The 20,935-nt window shown below is 43.5% G+C and carries 19 protein-coding genes; 11 read left to right on the forward strand and 8 right to left on the reverse strand.

The genetic code is table 11. The features are described 5' to 3' along the window. Positions 1 to 11: 11 nt before the first annotated feature. Positions 12 to 2,099 carry a peptidase gene (locus AND4_RS05710; RefSeq protein WP_009841973.1) on the reverse strand — a complete coding sequence of 696 codons (2,088 nt, stop codon included), beginning with the start codon at positions 2,097 to 2,099 and terminating at the stop codon, positions 12 to 14. A gap of 21 nt (positions 2,100 to 2,120) precedes the next feature. Continuing rightward, positions 2,121 to 2,720 (reverse strand): hypothetical protein, encoded by a 600-nt coding sequence (locus AND4_RS05715; RefSeq protein ID WP_009841974.1) that lies wholly within the window; start codon positions 2,718 to 2,720, stop codon positions 2,121 to 2,123. Positions 2,721 to 3,138: 418 nt separating this feature from the next. Here AND4_RS05715 and AND4_RS05720 point away from each other — a divergent pair, with 418 nt between their 5' ends. Then, a complete protein-coding gene (locus AND4_RS05720; RefSeq protein ID WP_009841975.1) occupies positions 3,139 to 3,660 on the forward strand; it encodes a DUF2058 domain-containing protein in 522 nt (173 codons plus the stop codon). A gap of 121 nt (positions 3,661 to 3,781) precedes the next feature. On the opposite strand, the gene AND4_RS05725 is transcribed toward AND4_RS05720, so the two are convergent. From AND4_RS05725 to AND4_RS05740, 4 genes are all read right to left on the reverse strand, one after another. After that, positions 3,782 to 4,684, reverse strand: a complete 903-nt coding sequence (locus AND4_RS05725; protein ID WP_009841976.1) for a neutral zinc metallopeptidase — start codon at positions 4,682 to 4,684, stop codon at positions 3,782 to 3,784. 153 nt (positions 4,685 to 4,837) lie between these two features. Then, entirely contained in the window at positions 4,838 to 5,623 is a 786-nt protein-coding gene (locus AND4_RS05730; RefSeq protein ID WP_009841977.1) for a hypothetical protein, read from the reverse strand. A gap of 147 nt (positions 5,624 to 5,770) precedes the next feature. After that, on the reverse strand, positions 5,771 to 6,163 hold the full coding sequence (locus AND4_RS05735; protein ID WP_009841978.1) for a ribosome recycling factor family protein: 393 nt from the start codon (positions 6,161 to 6,163) through the stop codon (positions 5,771 to 5,773). Between the two features lie 2 nt (positions 6,164 to 6,165). After that, entirely contained in the window at positions 6,166 to 7,035 is an 870-nt protein-coding gene (locus AND4_RS05740) for a LysR family transcriptional regulator (RefSeq protein WP_009841979.1), read from the reverse strand. A gap of 107 nt (positions 7,036 to 7,142) precedes the next feature. Between AND4_RS05740 and AND4_RS05745 the strand changes: the two genes are divergently transcribed. Both AND4_RS05745 and ansB read left to right on the forward strand, forming a co-directional pair. After that, a complete protein-coding gene (locus AND4_RS05745; RefSeq protein ID WP_009841980.1) occupies positions 7,143 to 8,399 on the forward strand; it encodes an adenylosuccinate synthase in 1,257 nt (418 codons plus the stop codon). Positions 8,400 to 8,678: 279 nt separating this feature from the next. Beyond that, positions 8,679 to 9,743, forward strand: a complete 1,065-nt coding sequence (gene ansB / locus AND4_RS05750) for an L-asparaginase 2 (protein ID WP_009841981.1) — start codon at positions 8,679 to 8,681, stop codon at positions 9,741 to 9,743. A gap of 132 nt (positions 9,744 to 9,875) precedes the next feature. Here ansB and AND4_RS05755 read toward each other — a convergent pair whose 3' ends face one another. Further along, a complete protein-coding gene (locus AND4_RS05755; RefSeq protein WP_009841982.1) occupies positions 9,876 to 10,712 on the reverse strand; it encodes a pyruvate, water dikinase regulatory protein in 837 nt (278 codons plus the stop codon). A gap of 364 nt (positions 10,713 to 11,076) precedes the next feature. Here AND4_RS05755 and ppsA point away from each other — a divergent pair, with 364 nt between their 5' ends. Beyond that, a complete protein-coding gene (gene ppsA / locus AND4_RS05760) occupies positions 11,077 to 13,452 on the forward strand; it encodes a phosphoenolpyruvate synthase (protein WP_009841983.1) in 2,376 nt (791 codons plus the stop codon). Positions 13,453 to 13,623: 171 nt separating this feature from the next. Beyond that, complete coding sequence (locus AND4_RS05765; RefSeq protein WP_009841984.1) at positions 13,624 to 14,403, forward strand: hypothetical protein; 780 nt, start codon at positions 13,624 to 13,626, stop codon at positions 14,401 to 14,403. Between the two features lie 114 nt (positions 14,404 to 14,517). On the opposite strand, the gene AND4_RS05770 is transcribed toward AND4_RS05765, so the two are convergent. Further along, positions 14,518 to 16,050 (reverse strand): GH3 auxin-responsive promoter family protein, encoded by a 1,533-nt coding sequence (locus AND4_RS05770; protein ID WP_009841985.1) that lies wholly within the window; start codon positions 16,048 to 16,050, stop codon positions 14,518 to 14,520. 648 nt (positions 16,051 to 16,698) lie between these two features. Here AND4_RS05770 and AND4_RS05775 point away from each other — a divergent pair. The 6 genes from AND4_RS05775 to AND4_RS05795 all read left to right on the forward strand — a co-directional run bounded on the left by AND4_RS05775 (position 16,699) and on the right by AND4_RS05795 (position 20,278). Continuing rightward, entirely contained in the window at positions 16,699 to 17,562 is an 864-nt protein-coding gene (locus AND4_RS05775) for a hypothetical protein (protein ID WP_009841986.1), read from the forward strand. An 86-nt stretch (positions 17,563 to 17,648) separates the two neighbouring features. After that, positions 17,649 to 17,945, forward strand: a complete 297-nt coding sequence (locus AND4_RS05780; RefSeq protein WP_009841987.1) for a Dabb family protein — start codon at positions 17,649 to 17,651, stop codon at positions 17,943 to 17,945. Between the two features lie 568 nt (positions 17,946 to 18,513). Beyond that, on the forward strand, positions 18,514 to 18,669 hold the full coding sequence (locus AND4_RS20435; RefSeq protein ID WP_241210247.1) for a DUF5993 family protein: 156 nt from the start codon (positions 18,514 to 18,516) through the stop codon (positions 18,667 to 18,669). A 12-nt stretch (positions 18,670 to 18,681) separates the two neighbouring features. After that, positions 18,682 to 19,230: a disulfide bond formation protein B gene (locus AND4_RS05785; RefSeq protein WP_043991495.1), complete on the forward strand. Its 549-nt coding sequence runs from the start codon at positions 18,682 to 18,684 to the stop codon at positions 19,228 to 19,230. A 340-nt stretch (positions 19,231 to 19,570) separates the two neighbouring features. Then, positions 19,571 to 19,726 carry a DUF5993 family protein gene (locus AND4_RS20235; RefSeq protein WP_009841989.1) on the forward strand — a complete coding sequence of 52 codons (156 nt, stop codon included), beginning with the start codon at positions 19,571 to 19,573 and terminating at the stop codon, positions 19,724 to 19,726. Positions 19,727 to 19,738: 12 nt separating this feature from the next. Further along, positions 19,739 to 20,278, forward strand: coding sequence for a disulfide bond formation protein B (locus tag AND4_RS05795; protein ID WP_009841990.1), 540 nt, complete (start codon positions 19,739 to 19,741; stop codon positions 20,276 to 20,278). Positions 20,279 to 20,935 lie beyond the last annotated feature (657 nt).

Genomic DNA, 20,935 nt, shown 5'->3' on the forward strand with positions numbered 1-20,935 from the left:
AGAATGAAAAGTTAAGATTTATCGCTGGTTGTCGTATTTAGCGAGCTTTGAATTTTCTTCATCAGCTCCGCAGCACCACCTTGTGAATTGAGTAAACTCGCGAGCGCGACATTACTTAAATCACTGCTTTTCAGTTCTGTGCTCTCTAACACGTCTTTGATGTCTTGTGGCAGGCTTCGGTTGCCATTCACATACTCTGAAACCAATGGGTTGAGCACCTCTGATTCATTAAACTTCGCATCAACGAGGGCCGAATCCATGATGGTGCGACGGATTTGCTCCATGCCTTCACCACCGAAGAGACGAATATCCGCTTTAGATAAGGCTTCGCCAAGAGCCTGAGCATTCGCTCCAACCACAGTTTTCTGAGCATCAATACGCGCCAATTCCAGATCTTTGTCTTGTTGCAGCTGCATAACCCACTTATCGTGCTCGCGGGTATGGTCGTCGTATTGCTGAGCGGCCTCAAAGCGAGCGGTTTGTGCTTCTGCTTCTGCCAAGCCTTTCGCTCTTAGCGCTTGAGCTTCCGCTTCACCCGCACTTTGCAAGATGTAAGCTTCTGCTTCGCCCGTTTCTTTGATCGCCAATGCACGTTCGCGCTCGACTTCCACTTCAGCTAAGCCTGTCGCACTGATCATTTCTTTTTCTGCTTGTGCCATACGTTCTTTCGCTGCTGCTTCGCGGTCTTTCGCAACAAACTCAGCTTCCGCACGCTTAGTCGTCACCACCTGATCCGCTTCTGCTTGACGTGTCTTCACTGCTAGCTCGTTTTCTGCATCGCGCGTTTTGATTTTCAGCTCAGCTTCGTTCTCGATTAAGACGCGTTCAGAGCGTTCGCGAGCGGCCTCTTTTTCTGCTCGAGCGGCAACCAGAAGTTCGATTTGCGCAGATTCCGCTATCGCCTCTGCTTCAGTCAATTTGATGCGCTTGTCTCGGTTAACGCGCTCATTCACGCGCAAGTTTTCGGTCTCTTCTTCTTCTCGAGCGATCTTGCGTTCAATTTCAACACGTTGGGAGCGAGTTTCTGCGACAGTCTTCATCGCTTCTTCTACTGTCGTCTCTTTCTGCATTTCTCGCTCAGCAACTTCGGCGGAGGTGCGAACTCGCTCAGTCTCAACAGATCGGTTGAGCTCTTCTTGTTGAATTGCCACTTGGCGTTGGTTTGCGATGCGCGTCATCTCAACTTCCATCTCAACACTTTCGCGCTTCTTAGATACTTCTTCTTCAGTTTCAAGTTCCGCTAGCTTGGTGATTCGCTCATATTCTTCACGTTTCTCCGCAGCTAGGGCTTCCTCTTGCGCTTTAATAATATCGATTTCACGCTGAGTACGGGCAATACTCTCTTTTTCTTGCTTATCAAGCTGTAAGCGGTTTGCTTCCGCTTCAACGTTTTTCTTCTTGATCGTTGTGCGTTCATCCTGACGAATCGCGTTGGTTTCCGTATTCTTTTGCGCTGTGATGGCAGAGATCTTACGGATACCTTCTACGTCAAGAATGTTGCCCGGGCTATGAGCGTCCAGCGCGGTTTGGTCAACTTTATCGATTACCACGTCGTAGATTTTAAAGCCGTCCATTTCGCTACCGATGACTTCAACAACGGCATCACGGAAAGCACGACGATTCGTTAACAGCTCTTCAAATTCAAACTGTTTTACTGCCGTTTTAAGGGCTTCGGAGAACTTAGGCTGGAAGTGCTCCTTTAGGCGATCTAGGTTAGAAGCATCGTGAGCAGTAAAGAGTTTTGCCACTCGGACAATGTCTTCTTCTTCATGATTCACACCAATGTAGAAATCAACTTTAAGGTCAGCACGAATGTTGTCTCGGCAATGGAGACCCTCATACTCTTCACCCTCTTGGTCTTTTCGACCACTTCGAACAACAGAAATCTTTTTTCGAGTAATATCCATAAACTCAAATCTGTTGATTACTGGCCATACAAAGGTACCAGTTAAGGACGCGCGTGTGGCGTGCAATCCATTGACAATTAATGCATCGCCTTCCCCTCGAACCTTTTTATATCGGGTGGTAAGAAAGACAAGAAGAATCAAAAAAATCCCGATACCAATTCCAAGGAATATCAGACTTGGAGAAATCTGCATAGCTGCTCCTTAATTTTCTAGCTACTGATTAATAATGTAATATTTTTTTTGTTTATTGAGAGAAACGATCACAACGTCGCTTCCATATTCAATGGGAAGATCGGATTCCAAAACCCGAGCGTCTAATAGAAATTCACTGCTGTTATGCTGAACCATAATTTCACCGCGTTGACTGTTCACCTCACAACTATGAACTCTTGCTTTCATTCCAATAAAATCAACCTTAGCGAAAGCTTTACTTTTATCAAAAAGTGGCGCCAAAGGGCTCAGTAACTTAGCGCTTATATACAAGGATAAGTAAAAATTAACTGGAATAGAGACAAGCTCCGTTACCGTTAAAAGCACGGAACTGAGGTGTTGCCCTAGGAAAGATGACGAATAAAACGACAAAGTAGTGGCGAAAAAGAAACTGACACACAAACCTACGGCCAAAGGCACTTTAGATAATATCGGTGGCAGTAACAGTCCACCGCTAAATAAGCTGCCTGACTCGAATAAATCGATATCTGCAACAGCCACATCTACCACATTGAACACGAGATCGATGCACATAATTAGGAGAAGAAAAACAAAAGGAACAAAGAACACATTTGTCGGGAAAGACAGTAATATATCAGTCATTACTAGCTGCAATATAAAATGGTGAGAATCATCACGTTATGGTAATGGATCCTTAATTAAGTTTATTTGCTTACCTTTTCTTTTGTGACTGACATCGCCAAATTTAATACCACCTGCATCACCAATCACTAAATCAACCAATACTAATATTTACAGCATCACATTATTGATTGATTTAAAATACAAATTTATTAGTAAAATGCTCTTTAAGGGCAGTATCAATATTGAATTAGAATATGTAAGACGCCATTTAATATTATTTATTCTTATCGCACTCGTTTTTTATTTAACCTTTCCTTTTTTGCCATTAGTTCCCTTTCCTCAAACAATCTAATGTCGATGATAAGGGCGCTCCCCCCTTTCTTTGCGGCTGACGACTGGTTAAAATGGACAAAATTGCGCACAAACTGGATAGAACATGGCAAAACTTACCCTTCAAGAGCAAATGCTGAAAGCAGGCTTGGTTAACGAAAAGAAACTAAAGAAAGCTAAAAAAGGCTCTAAAAAATCACGCGTTCAAGCTCGCGAAGTCAAAGCGGCGGTTGAAGAAAAAAAACGCGAACAGCTCGAGCGTGACAAGCAATTGAGTGAGCAACAAAACGCTGAACGCTTGAACAAAGAAATCAATGCGCAGATCAACCAATTGATCGAAACGAACAAGATTGATCTGAAAGATGGCGACATCAAGTACAACTTCACTCACGGTACACTAGTGAAATCACTCTACGTCGATTCACTCATTCGTGATCAATTGATCAAAGGTATCTTAGCCATTGCCATCGTTGGTGAGAGCTACGTGGTCATTCCTCGCCCTGTCGCAACCAAAATTGCGCAACGCGATGAATCTGTGATCATTGAACAAAAAGAACCTGAAGCAGATATTCCCGCCGAAGATGACCCGTATGCAGATTTCGTCGTACCAGACGATTTGATGTGGTAAGTCGATTTAGCCGTAAAATTCTTGAGTAAGGTCAAGCCCCTAGGTGGTTTCGGTAGTAGTAAGCAATCACACTAAAAGTTGAGGTTGCTTGACCTTTACTAGAATTTGGTTTCACCATTGCCTAGTTAGTTTCAAACGTTTGGCATTGGTTTGGGTCACCGGTTTGAAAGCCCTTTTTGAACCATGCGACTCGCTGCTCTGAAGAACCATGAGTAAAACTGTCTGGCTGTACACTTTGCCCTGCCATGGATTGTAACCGATCATCACCCACAGCACTTGCCGCGGCAATCCCTTCTTCCATGTCGCCAGGTTCTAGCAGTTTCATCTGGTTATTAACGTAGGCCCCCCAAACGCCTGCATAGCAATCGGCTTGCAGTTCAAGCTTAACGCTCAAATCGTTTGCCTGAACTCTGGAAGATTTTTGCTGCAGTCGGCGCACTTCGTTGCTGGTACCAAGCAGAGTTTGCACATGGTGACCAACTTCATGAGCGATGACATATGCAAAGGCAAAATCACCCGGAGCGCCAAGCTTTTTCAGCTCATCCATAAAGCTCAAGTCTAAGTATATTTTTCGGTCTGCCGGACAGTAAAACGGCCCCGTCACCGCTCTACCAACGCCGCACCCTGTCATTGTAGAACCGCTGTATAGCACCAGAGCAGGCTCAGAATAACCATTGGGTAAGAGATCGCTCCAAACACTTTCCGTTGTCCCGAGTATCGCCGCAACAAACTGGGCGTTCTCATCCGTCAACTCTTGGTTATTTGTGGGGTTGTTTGGCTGTTGGGTCGATGGTGGTGTACCCGCAATTTGTCCAACAAGGTTGCCGTCTCCCATCAGCGCCTGATAGCCAAAAAACAGAACACCACCAAGCAAAACCACTCGACCAACCTTACTTTTTAAAAGAAATGGCAGAAAACGGACTAACTGAGCCACCAACAAACCAGTAGAAGCAGCACCTCTCGGCCCAGGCTGTCCTCGGCGATCCTCTACGTTTGAACTTTTTTTACTATTGCGCCATCGCATGTTTTCCTCCAAGCACTTTGCTTTTTGTACTCTACATTGTGGGTCATTTTTGATGCTTCTGCCGAAACCGTTCATCTTCTGCTAACCATAAATACTCGGCTCAAGTGTCTAGAATCACCTAGACACTTATTTTTTTCATTACCCAGTTTGAGTCTACTGAGTAACATCGACCCCAAAATGCTCAGTGCACGTTATTTGGCTAGGTTGACCACCCGAGTCGTAGCCACAATAATCTTCGGTAAGTATGCTGTATTCAGCACGCGCTTCGGCAAGCTGCTTGATAAATTCCTCTTCAGTGACTTTCTTTTCTCGGTAAAAACTTGCGTAAGTTGGTTGGTTCATAAAGAAGCCTTGAGCCGTTCGCACTCTTGTTTCGTTGGGTGGAAGCGTGGTCAATTGATTCTGCATAATGCTTCCATCAGGCAAATGAACTTGATACAAGACACTGTCTTCTCCCATCAATGTAGTAGCAGTGTTTACTGTCATTCCAAATGCTTCATACGCACCAGCTAAACCACCATCACAATCCGATGCACTTTGATCAGCACTGAAGATTTTTTCGTTACCATTCGTACCACAGATGCCCGAGCCAATCACATCTGAGTCATCGGTACAGTCCTGAGCTAACTTTGGCGGATAGAGGAAGACATTACGCTGTTTAATGCTGTTTCCGATGACTTCTAAATGGATGAACCCTTTATAATGATCATAGCGATACGGCCAACTTGACGAAACATTCGGGTTCCCGTCGGCTCCTAAGAAAGTGTATTCTCCAACCCACCAGCCCTCTTCTCTCTGCCAAGCTTCAAAATCAAGCAAGTTGACAGCTTCTAAATCACAAGAGGATTGGGGAGAGAAAGTGGTTTCTTCCGTCGTGTCACTGTTACATGCTACTACTAAACTGCACGCGATAATGGAAATAATGGTGCGTGGATGCATAAAACCTCCTTGACTGGCCTATATTTGTTATCCGAGAACGCCAATGCAGATTTTATGCCCTTAAACGCATAACATGACCAAAGTTCCCACTGCCATGCTAGTTAACTGGTAGATTTCAGGAAATAATATTCAACTAAATCAATATTTTTACAGGTTTTCCGCATCAAAACGTGCTGTCCTTGCTTGAACTAAAGAGCAGTTCGTTTCTGCCATTAACTCCGCTAAAGTAATCGCTGGATTTTCACAAACTAGGCGAATTAATTTAGTTTCGAGCGGTTCAAGTTTGTCGCTGTGTTTGGTAAGACCAATTTCCAAGCGTTGAATTACAAAATGCAAACCTTCGGCTTCTTGTAAGCGAACTAAGTCCAGAAATGCCTTTATATCTAATGCATTGCCTTCAATTTTCCAATTGCGAGAGCGTCGTATCCGCTTCAATTGACACTTACACTGTGCCGCAATAATTTTGGCTCGCTTGGCATGCTCGCCACCGATGCGATGAATTAAAGATGGTAGTGGAATCGAAATCAAAGAATCTGTCATTTTTATCCCTCAACCATTGCGACATTGTCACTCACCCACTTCAACAGCTGTTTGGCCGCTTTGGATAGCACCTGATTCTGACGCACTATGTAGCCAAAGTCAGTGTTGGGAAAGCGAGGCAACGATGTCACTTTGCGTGAGAGCTTTAATCTAGGGTCGAGTGAGAAATCTGGCACAATCGCAGTCCCAAAACCGGCTTCAGCCCAATCAATTTGAGCTTCAACACTGCCCACTTCCATGACTCTGTGATTCGGCAATTGCAATTCTGGCAGCGCAGCATCAATCAGCTCACGCGTTCGAGTATCATGCCCAAGTAGAATCAAGGTTTGGTTTTCTGACGTGTTCTCTTTCCACTCGAGCAGATCATCACCAAAGGCGCACCAATGAATTTGGGTCAAAGGCGTGAAGTGTAATGGTTGGCTTTCTTTCTGAGCAATAACAAACCCAATATCAGCACGGGCACTTTTTACCAACTCTACCGCTTGTGATGACGTGGTGTTGAACAGCGCTAAGTCGATACCGGGATATTCGTTTTTGAATTGTTGGAATGGCTTGATAAGTAACAGGCGCGAGACAATATCGCTCGCCGCAATCGAGAGTGTCCCTTGCGTCAAATCGTTAATCGCATTGAGATCAGATTGACAAATTTGCAGTTCATTCAACATGTGCTGTGCGGTGTCTAACAAACGCTTCCCGGCTTGGGTCAATTGTACTGGGTTCCGTTCAATCAACTTAGCCCGCGTTGCTTGCTCTAGCTGTTTGATATGAAGACTCACATTTGGCTGCGTCATGTGCAGTTCAATCGCTGTTTTACCAAAGTGCTTTACTTCAGCCAAGGTGACGAATGTTCGCAGCCAGTTCAAATCTAACATAGACAATTATCCGATATGATTTTCTTATCAAGCTAATGAGTATAATTAATTTCTCTTATTCAAGCGAGCATCTTAAGCTTTTCCGGTCTGTTTTTGGAGAATGAATTATGTCGTCTATCGTTGTTGTGGGTGCAAACTGGGGTGATGAAGGCAAAGGCCGCATCGTTGACTTTTTGGCAGAGCAAGCTTCTGCAAGCATTCGTTTCCAAGGTGGTAACAACGCGGGTCATACCGTGGTGAACGACCTAGGTACGTTCAAGCTGCACCAGTTACCAAGTGGCGTTTTCAACCCTGACTGTTTGGCAGTTTTAGGTCCGGGTATGGTTATCAGCCCTGCGTCGCTGTCTGAGGAGATTGCGGAAGTTGAAGAAGCGGGCGTTAAAGTGAACATGTGCATTTCTGATCGCGCAACACTGTGTCTGCCTCTACACGCACTAGAAGATACGCTAGAAGAGCAACGCTTGGGCGACAAAGCATACGGTTCAACTCGTCAAGGTATTGCACCTGCATACGGTGACCGTGTGATGAAAAAAGGCATCCTAGTCGGTTGGTTGAAGCAACCAGAAGTTCTAGTAGAACGCATCAAGTTCTGGATGGAGTGGAAACTTCCACAATTGCGTGCCCTTTACCCAAGCTTCGAATTTGAACAAACCGCTGAAGAGATGGCGAACTGGTTACTAGAAGTATCTGCACCTTGGCGTGATGCCATCTGCAACGTAACGCTGCCATTAAAAGAACTGCAAGCAAAAGACCAAACTCTACTATTCGAAGCGCAGCTAGGTGCGGGTCGTGACCTTGTTTACGGTGAATACCCATGGACAACCTCTTCAAACGTTGTGTCTATGTACGCAGGTATCGGTAGCGGTCTTCCTACTCTGCGTCCAGAGCGCGTTATTGCAGTCGCAAAAGCGTTCAGCTCATCAGTAGGTACTGGTACGCTAATCACTGCAATGGAAGAGCAAGATGCATTCCGTGAATTAGCGGGTGAGTTCGGCGCAACAACAGGTCGCCCACGTGACATGGGCTACTTTGATGCAGTAGCGACTAAGAACGGCGTTGAGCTTCAGGCTGCGACTGAAATCGCACTGACAAAAGTAGACTGTCTGACAGGTCTTAACGATCTTAAAATCTGTGTTGGTTACGAAGGCGAGCACAGTGAGAACCCAATTTGGCCTCAAACAGCATCGCTTGCGCCAATCTACGAGAAGATGGAAAGCTGGAGCGAAGACATTACTGGTTGTCGTAAATTTGAAGAACTACCAGTCGCGGCACAACAATACGTTCTGCGCATTGAAGAGCTGATGGGCGTACCAGTGAAGATGGTATCGGTTGGCCCTGGCCGTGAACAAATGATCATGCGCTAAGACGTTTAAAAATTGCCTACATCTATACCCGAGTAACCTCAAGGTGCTTGGGTATATAAATAAGTTGAAATTAAACAATTGTTAAACAAGCTACCGTAACCACTTACTTGTTAATCAAGCACACAGACCAAGTTAAATGGTTGATTTAATGTTCTTTAAATGATGAGTTGATCACGATTTACATCTGCGAATAGGTGAAGTTGTACTCAAAAAATTTATTGTTCTGTTTTTAGGATAGGTGATGCTTCCCCAACATCTAACCCAAAACAGGTGATACCTATGAGCAAAACGTTTCTCCGCATCAGCGCAATCGCACTCGGTTTGAGCATGAGTGCTTTATCCATGGCCAATACTGACCTGCCAAACATCAAGATCCTAGCAACTGGCGGCACTATCGCTGGCGCAGGGCAATCCGCAACTGAATCGAAATACACTGCAGGTCAGGTCGGAGTAGATTCACTGATCAACGCGGTGCCTAGCATGACCAAAATTGCAGACATCTCTGGTGAGCAAGTGGTGAGTATTGGCTCTCAAGACATGAACGATGAAGTCTGGTTGCAGTTAGCCAAACGCGTAAACGAATTACTCGCCCAAGATGATGTCGACGGCATTGTGATTACTCATGGAACAGACACACTCGAAGAGACCGCCTATTTCCTTGATTTGACGGTAAAAAGCGACAAGCCCGTTGTGATCGTTGGGGCAATGCGCCCTTCAACTGCAATGAGTGCTGATGGTCCAGTTAACCTTTACAACGCCATAGTGACCGCAACGGATGAAGATTCTCAAGGTCGAGGCGTTTTAGTCGCGATGAACGACACCATCTTTGATGCGCGAGACGTAACGAAAACCAACACAACCTCAGTTAGCACCTTCCAATCACCGAATTTTGGCCCGCTCGGTTACATCCACAACAGCGATGCGAAATATCAAAGAAACCCAGAACGCAAACACACTACTAGCACAACCTTCGACGTTTCCAAGCTCGATAAACTGCCACAAGTGGGCATCGTTTATAACTATGCCAATGCGTCGAGCTTACCTGTCAAAGCGTTCATCGATGCTAAATTTGATGGCATCATCAGCGCTGGGGTCGGCAATGGTAACTTGTACCACACAGTGTTTACTGAGTTAGCAAAGGCAAGTAAAGACGGTATTGTCGTCGTTCGTAGCGCTCGCACGCCATCAGGTGCGACTACCTTAGATGCCGAAATTGACGACGACAAATACGGTTTTGTTGCATCAGGTACCCTGAATCCGCAAAAAGCACGTATTTTGCTCATGCTGTCGCTAACACAAACTCAAAACTACAAAGACGTGCAGAAGATGTTTCAGCGCTACTAGTCCACCAGCTTTATGCCTATTCAGTAAGTAACTATTCTGTAAATAAATAACTATTCTATAAATAACTATCAACAGTAAAAATCTGAGGAGGCGCTGAAGCCTCCTCCTATCGTGACCTTTTAACTCTACTACTTAACCAAACAAACGGCGCTTCATTCCTGCTTTCTCAAGAATTCGTGTGGTGATTTCTTCCACCGATAAAGACGAGGTATTGATGTACGGAATCGCCTCTCGCCTAAATAACGCTTCGACTGTATTAAGCTCCAGTTTGCATTGCTCAGTGCTCGCATATTCACTGCCCGATAATCGGTTTTCACGTATCTCGTTCAAACGTTCAGGGTTAATGGTTAAACCAAACAACTTGTGGCGATGAATCTCAAACTCGGGCAACAAGCGCATCATCTTGACGTCTTCGGCAATAAATGGGTAATTGACCACACGTAAACCAAACTGCATGGCCATGTACAAGCTGGTTGGCGTTTTTCCACTGCGAGAAACACCAAGGAGGATGATATCGGCCTCATCTAAACCTTTTAGTGTGATGCCATCATCATGTGCCAATGTGTACTCTATCGCCGCAATACGATCAAAGTAAGTATCCGAATCTTTACTGACACTGCGAGAACGCTGCATCTTAGGTTGTGGTTCCATTTGAATATCATCTTGCACCTTCTGCACAATATTCTCTAACACGTCATAACTGAAGGCTGGGGCTTTAAGCAGCATTTCGCGTATCTCTGGCACCACAATGGATAAAAAGACCAAAGGCTTCACTCCACCCCGTTGGTAGGAGATCTCGATTTCTTTGATGACATCGGCAACTTTGTCCTCACTTTCGACAAAAGGGAAGGTTTTTTCATTAGGAATGAATGAAAACTGCCCTAAAACAACATGGCCTAATGTCTCACATGTTATGGCCGTTCCATCAGAAACATAGAATACATCACGACTTTGGCTTTTTATCTGCATTATTGTTTATTTTTCCAAATTCATTTGAGTAGGATGGTTTACATAATATTAATAAATCAGTTTGGCTTGCAATTACGTTCCCCGCAGCTTTAAAAATTTTTCGGAGTTTTTTTAAGCCAGCACGTAATCGTTTGCCTTTATATCAACTAAGAAATGCGTTGAACCATGTTTGCGTCGGGAAAGTCGTTTAAGCCCTAGTTGGGAAGTTGTAGTTAGCGTTCTTTAACTGCAATGGTTGCTGTAGCTGTGATGGCTGCGTAAACCCGATACTTCCTCTTTATGACATTGACCTGCAAGGATGCATCACCACTGCTCAAGGTTGGTATTAATCCCCTACAAAGCTGCAATGTTTCTGGAGAAAGACATGCAAAAGAACACCCTCTGGTTTAATGGCCTATCCATGGATGATGTCGACAAAGTCGGCGGTAAGAATGCTTCACTTGGCGAAATGGTATCGAACCTAGCTAATGTTGGTGTGTCAGTGCCAAACGGTTTTGCGACCACCTCCCATGCGTTTAATCAATTTCTCGATCACGAAGGCTTGGATGAGCGTATTCACCAACTTCTTGATGAGCTCGACGTTGAAGATGTAGAAGCCCTACGTGAAACAGGTGCGAAGATCCGACAATGGGTATTAGAAGCCCCGTTTCCTGTGGACCTTGAACAGGATATCCGTGATAACTACAAAGAGCTAACAGACAATCATCCTGAGATTTCTGTTGCCGTTCGCTCTTCTGCAACAGCAGAGGATCTTCCGGACGCGTCATTTGCTGGTCAGCAAGAGACATACCTAAATGTAAAGGGCATTGATGCCGTTCTAGAAGCGACTAGACACGTTTACGCTTCTCTGTTCAATGACCGTGCAATTTCATACCGGGTACACCAAGGTTTTGACCACCGTGGCATCTCGCTATCGGCTGGCATTCAACGCATGGTCCGCTCGGATAAAGCCTCATCCGGTGTTATGTTCACCCTAGATACCGAATCTGGCTTCGACCAAGTGGTCTTCATCACCTCTTCTTGGGGCTTAGGTGAAATGGTGGTTCAGGGCGCGGTTAACCCCGATGAATTCTACGTTCACAAGCCAATGCTAGAAGCGGGTCAACACCCTATTGTTAAGAAGACCTTCGGCTCTAAACAGATCAAAATGATCTACTCAAATAGCCAAGAGATCGGTAAACAAGTTGAAATCATCAATACCTCAGTAGAAGAGCGTCATGCCTTCTCTCTGAACGATGAGGAGATCAAAGAGCTAGCAAAACAAGCGATGGTCATCGAGAAGCACTACCAGCGCCCGATGGACATTGAGTGGGCCAAAGATGGTATCGATGGCAAGCTTTACATTGTACAAGCGCGCCCAGAGACAGTCTGTTCGCAAAACGAGCAAAACGTGATTGAACGCTACGAGCTAAACAACAAAGCAGACGTTTTGGTTGAAGGCCGCGCCATCGGTCAGCGTATCGGTAAAGGCCCAGTGCGTTTGGTGGATTCTCTAGACCAAATGTCTTTAGTACAAGAAGGCGATGTGCTGGTAACTGACATGACTGACCCTGATTGGGAGCCAGTGATGAAGAAAGCGTCTGCCATTGTCACCAACCGAGGCGGACGCACTTGTCACGCCGCGATCATCGCCCGTGAACTCGGTATTCCTGCTATCGTAGGTTGTGGTGACGCCACTCGTAAGCTGACAAATGATGAAACCGTTACTGTGTCTTGTGCTGAAGGCGAAACAGGTTACGTTTATCAGGGTGAATTGGAGTTCGAAATCAAACGTTCTGCGGTTGATGAACTGCCAATGCTTCCAACCAAAGTGATGATGAACGTGGGTAACCCAGACCGTGCCTTTGACTTCGCGCAGATTCCAAATGAAGGTGTGGGCCTTGCTCGTCTTGAGTTTATCATCAACAAAATGATTGGTATCCATCCGAAAGCGCTACTTAACTTCGATGCACAAAGCGATGAGCTAAAAGCAGAAATCAATGAACGTATCCGTGGCTACAACGACCCTATCGATTTCTATGTTAGTAAGCTAACAGAAGGCATCGCGACCATCGCATCGGCATTCTGGCCAAAACGTGTAATTGTGCGTATGTCTGACTTTAAATCAAACGAGTACAGCAACTTGGTTGGCGGTAAAGGTTACGAACCACATGAAGAAAATCCAATGTTGGGCTTCCGTGGCGCGTCTCGTTACATTTCTCCAGTGTTTGAGGACTGTTTCGAGCTAGAAACTCAAGCAATCAAACGCGTTCGTAATAAAATGGGGCTCAAGAACGTTGAAATCATGATTCCATTCGTTCGTACACCAAGCGAAGCCGCTTCCGTAATTGATTTGCTGGCGAAGTTCGATTTACGTCGTGGCGACCAAGGTCTTAAAGTCATTATGATGTGCGAGCTGCCATCAAACGCAGTCCTTGCTGAAGAGTTCCTAAAGTATTTTGATGGCTTCTCTATCGGTTCTAACGACATGACTCAACTCACACTAGGTCTTGATCGTGACTCAGGCGATGTTGCCCATCTATTCGATGAGCGTAACCCCGCAGTGAAAGCCATGCTGCAAATGGCGATCGACGCTGCAACCAAAGCAGGCAAATATGTTGGCATTTGTGGTCAAGGCCCATCCGACCACGATGACCTGGCAGAATGGTTGATGGAACAAGGCATTAGCTCGGTATCATTGAACCCAGACACGGTTATTGATACTTGGCTCAAACTAGGTAACGTAAGTAAACCGCTCTAGTTCAAGAATCTAGCCCTCAAGCCACTGAGTTTGAGGGCTTTTTCTTTGCTTGCGTATACACAAAACTGCACGAGTTCGTGACAACAATCCCAATCAATTGAGCCCATCAATTCTCCCAGCTAAAGTTTTCACCTAGAATAAAAAGAAACCACCTCATAAAAGAATGGATTTATGAAAAAACCTCTCGCTCTAATCACTGTCTTAACCCTGCTCGCCTCTCCCGCTTATGCCGACTGGGATGAGATTTCCAATAGCCTTTCCGATCTGGGTGACGCTGTTACTGGTACTGCAAAGGAAACTTGGGACAGCACCAAAGAATTCTCACAACAAGCTTGGCAAGACTTCACTAACTGGTCAGAAGGAGCAATCAACACTGCTGGCGAATGGACCGATGCCAGCATTGAGACCAGTAAAGAGTGGATCGACAAAGCTGACAGTAAAATTGTTGATCTTATGAAAGGCGATACACCAGAAGAGGCTCGTCAAGCGATTGACCTTATGGCGGACAGCACCCTTCTGAAGTTGTTTAATGAGAAGCCAGAAGCTAAAGCGCTGTACGATAAAGCTTACGGTTATTCTGTATTTGATTCACGCAAGCTGTCACTGCTGTTTCATACTAACTCTGGCTCCGGCGTTGCCATCAACAAATCAACCAGCCAACGTACTTACATGAACATGTTTGGTGCAGGCGTTGCACTCGGTGTTGGCGGCAAGTTTTACCAACAAGTGGTGTTTTTTGAGCAGGAAGCTGACTTCAATACCTTTGTCGAAGAAGGTTGGGAAGCATCAAGTGAAGCCTCTTTAGTTGCGGGTGAGGATGGCGAAGAGATGACAGCACAATTCAATAGTGGCGTCGCTGTATATCAGCTAAACACCACGGGCTTACTGGTTGATGCCAACCTCTCGGGCTCAAAATACTGGGTAAATAAAGAGCTAACAGACTCACAGTAATTACGCAGACACAACAATTTTTAAGGGAGCACCGTGCTCCCTTTGCTTAATTTGATACCTGTTTTGTCGTCTCTGCCAACCCAAACGAGTCAAGAAACCTCTTGCCGTACATTGTTACACTTGCAAAATTTCTGCTCTGTCCAATTCGGTTGTACTCGCTTGTTCGAGCAAAAAGTTCGCAATATCACGATTATTAGAAACCCTAGGAATTTTCTGTTGACTGTCGACTTGCTTCTTATTCTGAGAAAAGTAATGACAAAATGAACGCTCTTTGAGTCTTGTCACTATCGGCGCACTTAACTCCCCCTTACTACGAAACGCCTGATAAAACGCACATTGTGAAATTAATGCTTTATCAAGCTCTTTCGATAAAAGCGATAGATTGACCTGTTCATTGTCAGGTAACTCAATAAACCATTGGTGATAAAACAGCTTGGTGTCATTACCAATTGGGCTTGGTGCGACCGTAAATTCATGGACACTAACATTCAATTTCTTCGCTACCTGACTCATCACCAACTCGACGTGCTCGCTACGGATATGTTCTCCCATGATATTTAGCTCATGTTGCATCCGGCCGCATACCACAATACGGTAAGGGTTAATGGAAACGAATCTCACTATATCGCCGACACAATATCGGTATAAGCCTGAGAACGTAGAGATCAACATAACGTAGGCTTGATCAAGCTCTACCTCTTGTAAAGATAGAGAAGTAGGAGCTTCATTATGAAACTCATTCAGTGGGATAAATTCAAAAAAGACGCCATTATGACTATCGATCAACATACCATCTTCCTCCAAATCTTGTAGAGCAAAGAAGGCTTCAGAAGAACCATAAAACTCTCGAACAGTCACCTTATGACCCAACATCTTTTCTATTGCGGGTAAGTAAGATTGGTAACGGGTGCCAGAAGAAAAAAAGGTATCAAGGTGGGGAAATATATGATCTAAACACTCAGATCCAGACGCTTTTTGGCAAGCTTGTAAAAACACAACTACCCAAGAAGGAAAACCGACGATGACACGAATATCCTTAGCAGCAATAGCTTCGCGAGCAATCTGTAACATCATTTCTTCATGATCAGGTATGTCTAAGGTTTCCTCCGCGGGTATCACCCCTTTAAATAGCATTTTGGGTAGGTGTTTACGAATTAACCCAGACAACCTCCCAATCGGGAAATCATTCATAGAATCGGTTTTACACGAACCCGTTAGGCCAATGTGATTGGAGTACACTAATGATTTCTTCTGACTGATCAAAGGGTATAAATGCGCCATTTGCATTGAGCCTAATAATTGATTCGTCAAGCTGTCTTTTGTCACGGGTACATATTTGATTTCCCCCGTTGTGCCTGATGTGCATGCAAAATAGCGCGGCTTACCCGGCCAAAGTATATCCGCTTCTCCTTGAACAATTTTCTGCATATAGGGTGCAACCGTTTCATTGGTCTGAATAGGAACAAGTGACTGAAAATCTTTAATAGTACGTATGTCGGAAAAATTATATTGTTGGCCAAATTCAGTTTTCCGCCCTGATTTTATCAGTGTTTTAAATACGTTATCTTGACCGATAATAGGGTCATTAAGAAGTTTTTTATATTTTCTCTTAATTTGAGCATATCTAAGGGTATGGATAAGTTTCACGGTTTATTCCTTATAATTAGGGTAAGAGTATTTAAATGTTCCGTGTAACAAAAAGGTTATCGATAATACAATGTTGAATACCGTTTAATTTTTGAGATAAGATGATTTAGAAATTAAAGTGCAGCATACTGCGATAATGTAAATTTGAATTTTTCTTTTAGAACACAATGATATTCTTCGTCTTTCTTAAGTCGTTATATTCTTATCTATTCCAAACAGTAACCTCTTGTCACTTTGATAATATCAGACAAGCAAATAATAAGTATATAGCCTCATAATAAAAAATATTATCAGGACCTCCTTATTTTTGACCAATCTATTATTAACCATGGCAGACTCATATTATTCATTACGATAAAAGAACGACTCACTTGAAGAAAACCTGCATTTTGATTAACAGTTGAAAACAAGAATTCCTTATTGTAGTTTGGCGACCTCTGCCGTAATAAAAGCTAGATAATTACAATTCTAACAGTAAGTTACCGGCCATTATATTTATGATGCCCATCAAAAACCTGTAAGGTTCACTTGACTAGAACACGCAGTCAAATTACCGTTCAAGGTTATTTCTTATCACTTTTATTACGTTATCAACCTGTGAGTTAGATAAAAATAATCCAGACTTTTCAGGAGTTTAAGACTACGCCAATGAATTTAACCAATAACCAATCCGTAAATGAAAACAATAAGGGCAAACGACTACAAATTTACTGTTATGGAACCAGCCTATTATTTTTCTTGTTTGCATTATTTTATTGCCAACTACTGATATATCTATCTAGAAAAAGTGTATTTTTTGAGGTAAGCGTATCAATAGGATTAATTATTATTGCACTGCCTTTTTTAAAAAAAGGAGAAAACTTTCACACTGTTAAACGTTTGTTAATTATAGAAACATACTTTAACTTTATTTGTATTGCACTTAAGTTAACTTCGTTACTAGAAATAACGCGTTTCTCCACCCTATTTGATTGGATGTTTTTGGTCTTTTTTATCCTTCAGATAGGTGGATTTATCGTTTTTCAAACCAAAGAAAAAGCTTGGTTAAGCCTGCCATCAACAATTTCAATGAGCATTGCCATTTTCTATTGGGCTTATCAGTGCGTTGGTCAAGGGAGTGGACTAGGGAGCAATAATGAAATTTATTTTTGGGGTTCTGATGTCCCGCTCTATTTACAATGGACTTATGGTTTTTGGCTGTTAACCCTTGTTGTGATCCAATACGCCAGTGCGCTGCCAAAATTAACCTTTTTGCTAGTTCACTTAGCGTCCTATTGCGTGGCATTAACTTCCAGTGAATTTTTTCATGCAAGAGTGCTAACCGCCTGCCATTTATTTGTACTGAATGCCTTATTTGTTTTTGCAGCACAAGATTGGATCAATCAACATTTTGCGAGTATCAACCACTTGACCACGTTTAAAACAGGAAAAATACCACACTACATTCTGGCTCTGGCGCTAAACATAGGCACAATTAGTTGTACTTTACTTTATATTTTTAACGAGGCTTAAACCTATTTTTTGAAGCGAAAGGATACCGTTATGCGTTATAGTCTTGTTCTCCAAACACGACAAAATAGACCGGGATTACAAGGACCATGATCAGACACATTCTACTCATCAAGTTTAAAACATCTGCCACCGATGAAAAAATCCAACAACTGATGGGGCTATTCGAGGCCATGCCAGATAAGGTCGAAGGTGTAAGCGAGGTTGAGTGGGGCAAAAACAACAGCCCAGAAGGTAAAAACAAAGACTACACACACGTTGTAATGATGACGTTTGCAGATGAAGCTGGTCGTCAAAACTATCTGCCTCACCCAGAACATGACGCATTGAAGGACATATTTAGGCCATTGCTCGAAGACATTATCGTGTTCGATTACAAGATTTAGTGTCGGTTACTGATATATCGGCTCGCGTTTTCTGTTTACAAATACCTTAGACAAACGACTGGCATGGACCACGTAACTGAGCAAAAAACTAATAAAATCAAAAAATAAAATTCCAAAAATAGAGCATTAGATATAACAAAAAACTAACAAAGAAAGGCTATTCAGCATTAATACTCCCACTCCTGCCATAGGTAGCGATACTCAAGTAACCTCGAGATGCTTGGTTTAGCGCGAATGATTTGGTTTGTAAACCTGACGGCGACTTGAAGGTCTAGTAGATCACAATCAAGAATCGACAACAAAGCTTACAAGCTAAGAGCCATACTATTCGCGAAAAGTGCCCTTTGGGAGTGTGTCATTGACTCTTGTTTTTGTTAATGATTCCTGTTAGTGAATAGCCCTCCATCAAGAAACTTGGAAATAACAGACTATCACGCTCTGTTGTTCTCCTTGCTTACGTTCGGTAAACAGGGAGCAATAACTGCACTCTCACTCCTGCATCTTGAAGCCATTTGGGTATATACAATTAATAAAACTTAAAAAGTAAATCAGCAAAGGCCTCAACATTATGATGAGTTTAATATTTCTAATACTTCTCGGCGCTATGACAAGCGCATTTCTTGGTAAAAAGGGGCTCAGCTACACGTGCTTTGCCGTTTCCATACTTCTTAGTTTGTATTGGTTTAACCACCATGCAACAGATAGCTTGTCAATTTTGTTGTAGGAGGGTAAACCATTGAATAATAAAACTATAGATACGCTCAATACTCTTGGACTTTTGGGTATGACACTTGTTTTACTCGCTGGTTCGGTTCTGCAGTTTACCTTGGGAGAACTACCTTGCCCGCTGTGCTTATTACAGAGGCTAGGATTTGTGATGGTTATGTTTGGATTTTTGCTCAATGTCGTTTTCGGCGTTGAACAAAAACACTACGGTATCGTGCTTGTTGGCGCCTTATTTGGTGTCGCCACATCGCTAAGACAAATATCACTGCATGTGATACCAGGCACTCCTGGTTTCGGAAGCCCAATTCTGGGCATGCACTACTATACTTGGGCATTCGTCATCTTTTGCATGGCTATTGCAGGTGTCGCCCTACTTCTCATTCTATGGAATACCGAGTACTCAAATAAGAACTACGAAATGAGCACATTTGGTAAAAGTGTTTGTTTGTTGGCCATCGTAGCGGTTTTGATCAACGTCATCTCAACGTTTGTCGAATGCGGGCCATTTGAGTGTCCAGCCGACCCCGTCAGCTATTGGCTGCTTGAAATGTTCAAATAACACTCAGTATTACCGAGTCAAATCTCGGATACGAATAGCGGAAAAACGCGAAAGCCCTAGAGCACTTCACTCTAGGGCTTTTTATTATAAATAAACTTATACCCGATTCTTTATTCAAACCCACTTGAGCTTTACGTCACCACCATTCATGCAAACCAAATCATTCTCGTAAAGCTAAGCACCTCACGGTGACACGGGAATCGTGTAATTTGTCTCTAACATGTGCAAATACTATGTAAAAGCCCAAAAGTTTTTCTTTTTTTATATATAAAGTCGCGCATTAGAAACCATTATCTATAGTTAAAAGGATTGAAATCATAGAGTAAGGAAGGAGCTCCTCATGATGACGTTAATTTTTTTACTGTTGTTCATCGCAATGCTATGCGCGTTTTTAGATAAGAAAGCAGTGGGCTACGCCTTCTTTGCTTCCTCAGTGATCATTGGTTTGTATTGGTTCAATCATCACGCCACCGATACGCTTCCAATCCTGCTATAAAAGGGACCGCACATGAATCGAAACTACCTAGCTTTTCTTAATACACTTGGTTTACTTGGCATGACTGCCATTCTGTTGATTGGTTTTGTGCTGCAGTTTGTTTTGAATGAACTGCCCTGCCCGCTGTGTCTATTGCAACGTATTGGCTTCATAATGATCATGTTTGGTTTATTGTTGAACGTGGTCTACGGCCCGCAATCACGACACTATGGGGTTGTACTAATCGGGGCACTTTACGGCGTGGCAACGTCATTGCGACAAGTATCTCTGCATGTGATTCCGGGCACGCCCGGTTACGGTAGCCCGATCCTTGGCATGCATTACTACACTTGGGCGTTTGTCTTATTCGTTACCACTATCTTGGTGGTCGCAGTCATCCTCATGCTTACCAATAAAGGTGAGTCGTCAGCCCCTTACGAGATGACTAGTCTCGGGAGAGTTTCATGCCTGCTCGCCATCTCTGTCGTGGCACTTAATGTGATTGGCACGTTTGCCGAGTGTGGTCCTTATCAATGTCCAGATAACCCAGAGAGCTACTGGATGTTTAATTAACGAGCCATGGCAAGCAATCCGAAGCAGCTCCAACCGCCAAGATGGTCTTGAGTCAGCTCTAAACCATGTCGTTGATGGTTAACACACTTAGCTAAAAGGAAAGTTATTCTCTGTTTTATAAATCGGATTGTCTATTTCCCTCCCCTTTCGTTAAAAGAGGTCACACTAGTGGCCTCTTACTGCATGCGTATAAATATTGCTACCTTCGCCCCCTTGACCCAGTTGTATAATACCCTTTCGAAACGTATTTATTACCAAACCTAAAACTCTCGTAATGAAAATAAACAGCAGCAAATGGGTTGGCGTGTCAACCGGCGCACTCTTTTTAATCGGCATACTCTTGCTCTTTGGCTCAACCGTTCATGAGACGTGGTACAAGATGCCAGTGGAGGCCGTAAACAGCATCGCGTTTACCTTATCTTTCGGCCTAGGGTTCAATCACTTTTTTGCCTACGCCTTTGCACTAGTAGTAATAATAACTCTGTTCTACTTTGGATACGCAATTGGTTGCTATCTCCATAAAAAAACCAAGTAAACATCTCAAAATTAAGACGAGATCACGGTAAAAACTAGCACTTAAGCATTAGTTTTTACTCGTTATATTCTTTGTTCGCCCAGTTTTTATGTGGACATATTGAGATCGGAGCATTTTCCCGA

Origin of the sequence: Vibrio sp. AND4, from assembly GCF_000171815.1 — a bacterium.
In the GTDB taxonomy this organism is placed as follows: Bacteria; Pseudomonadota; Gammaproteobacteria; order Enterobacterales; family Vibrionaceae; genus Vibrio.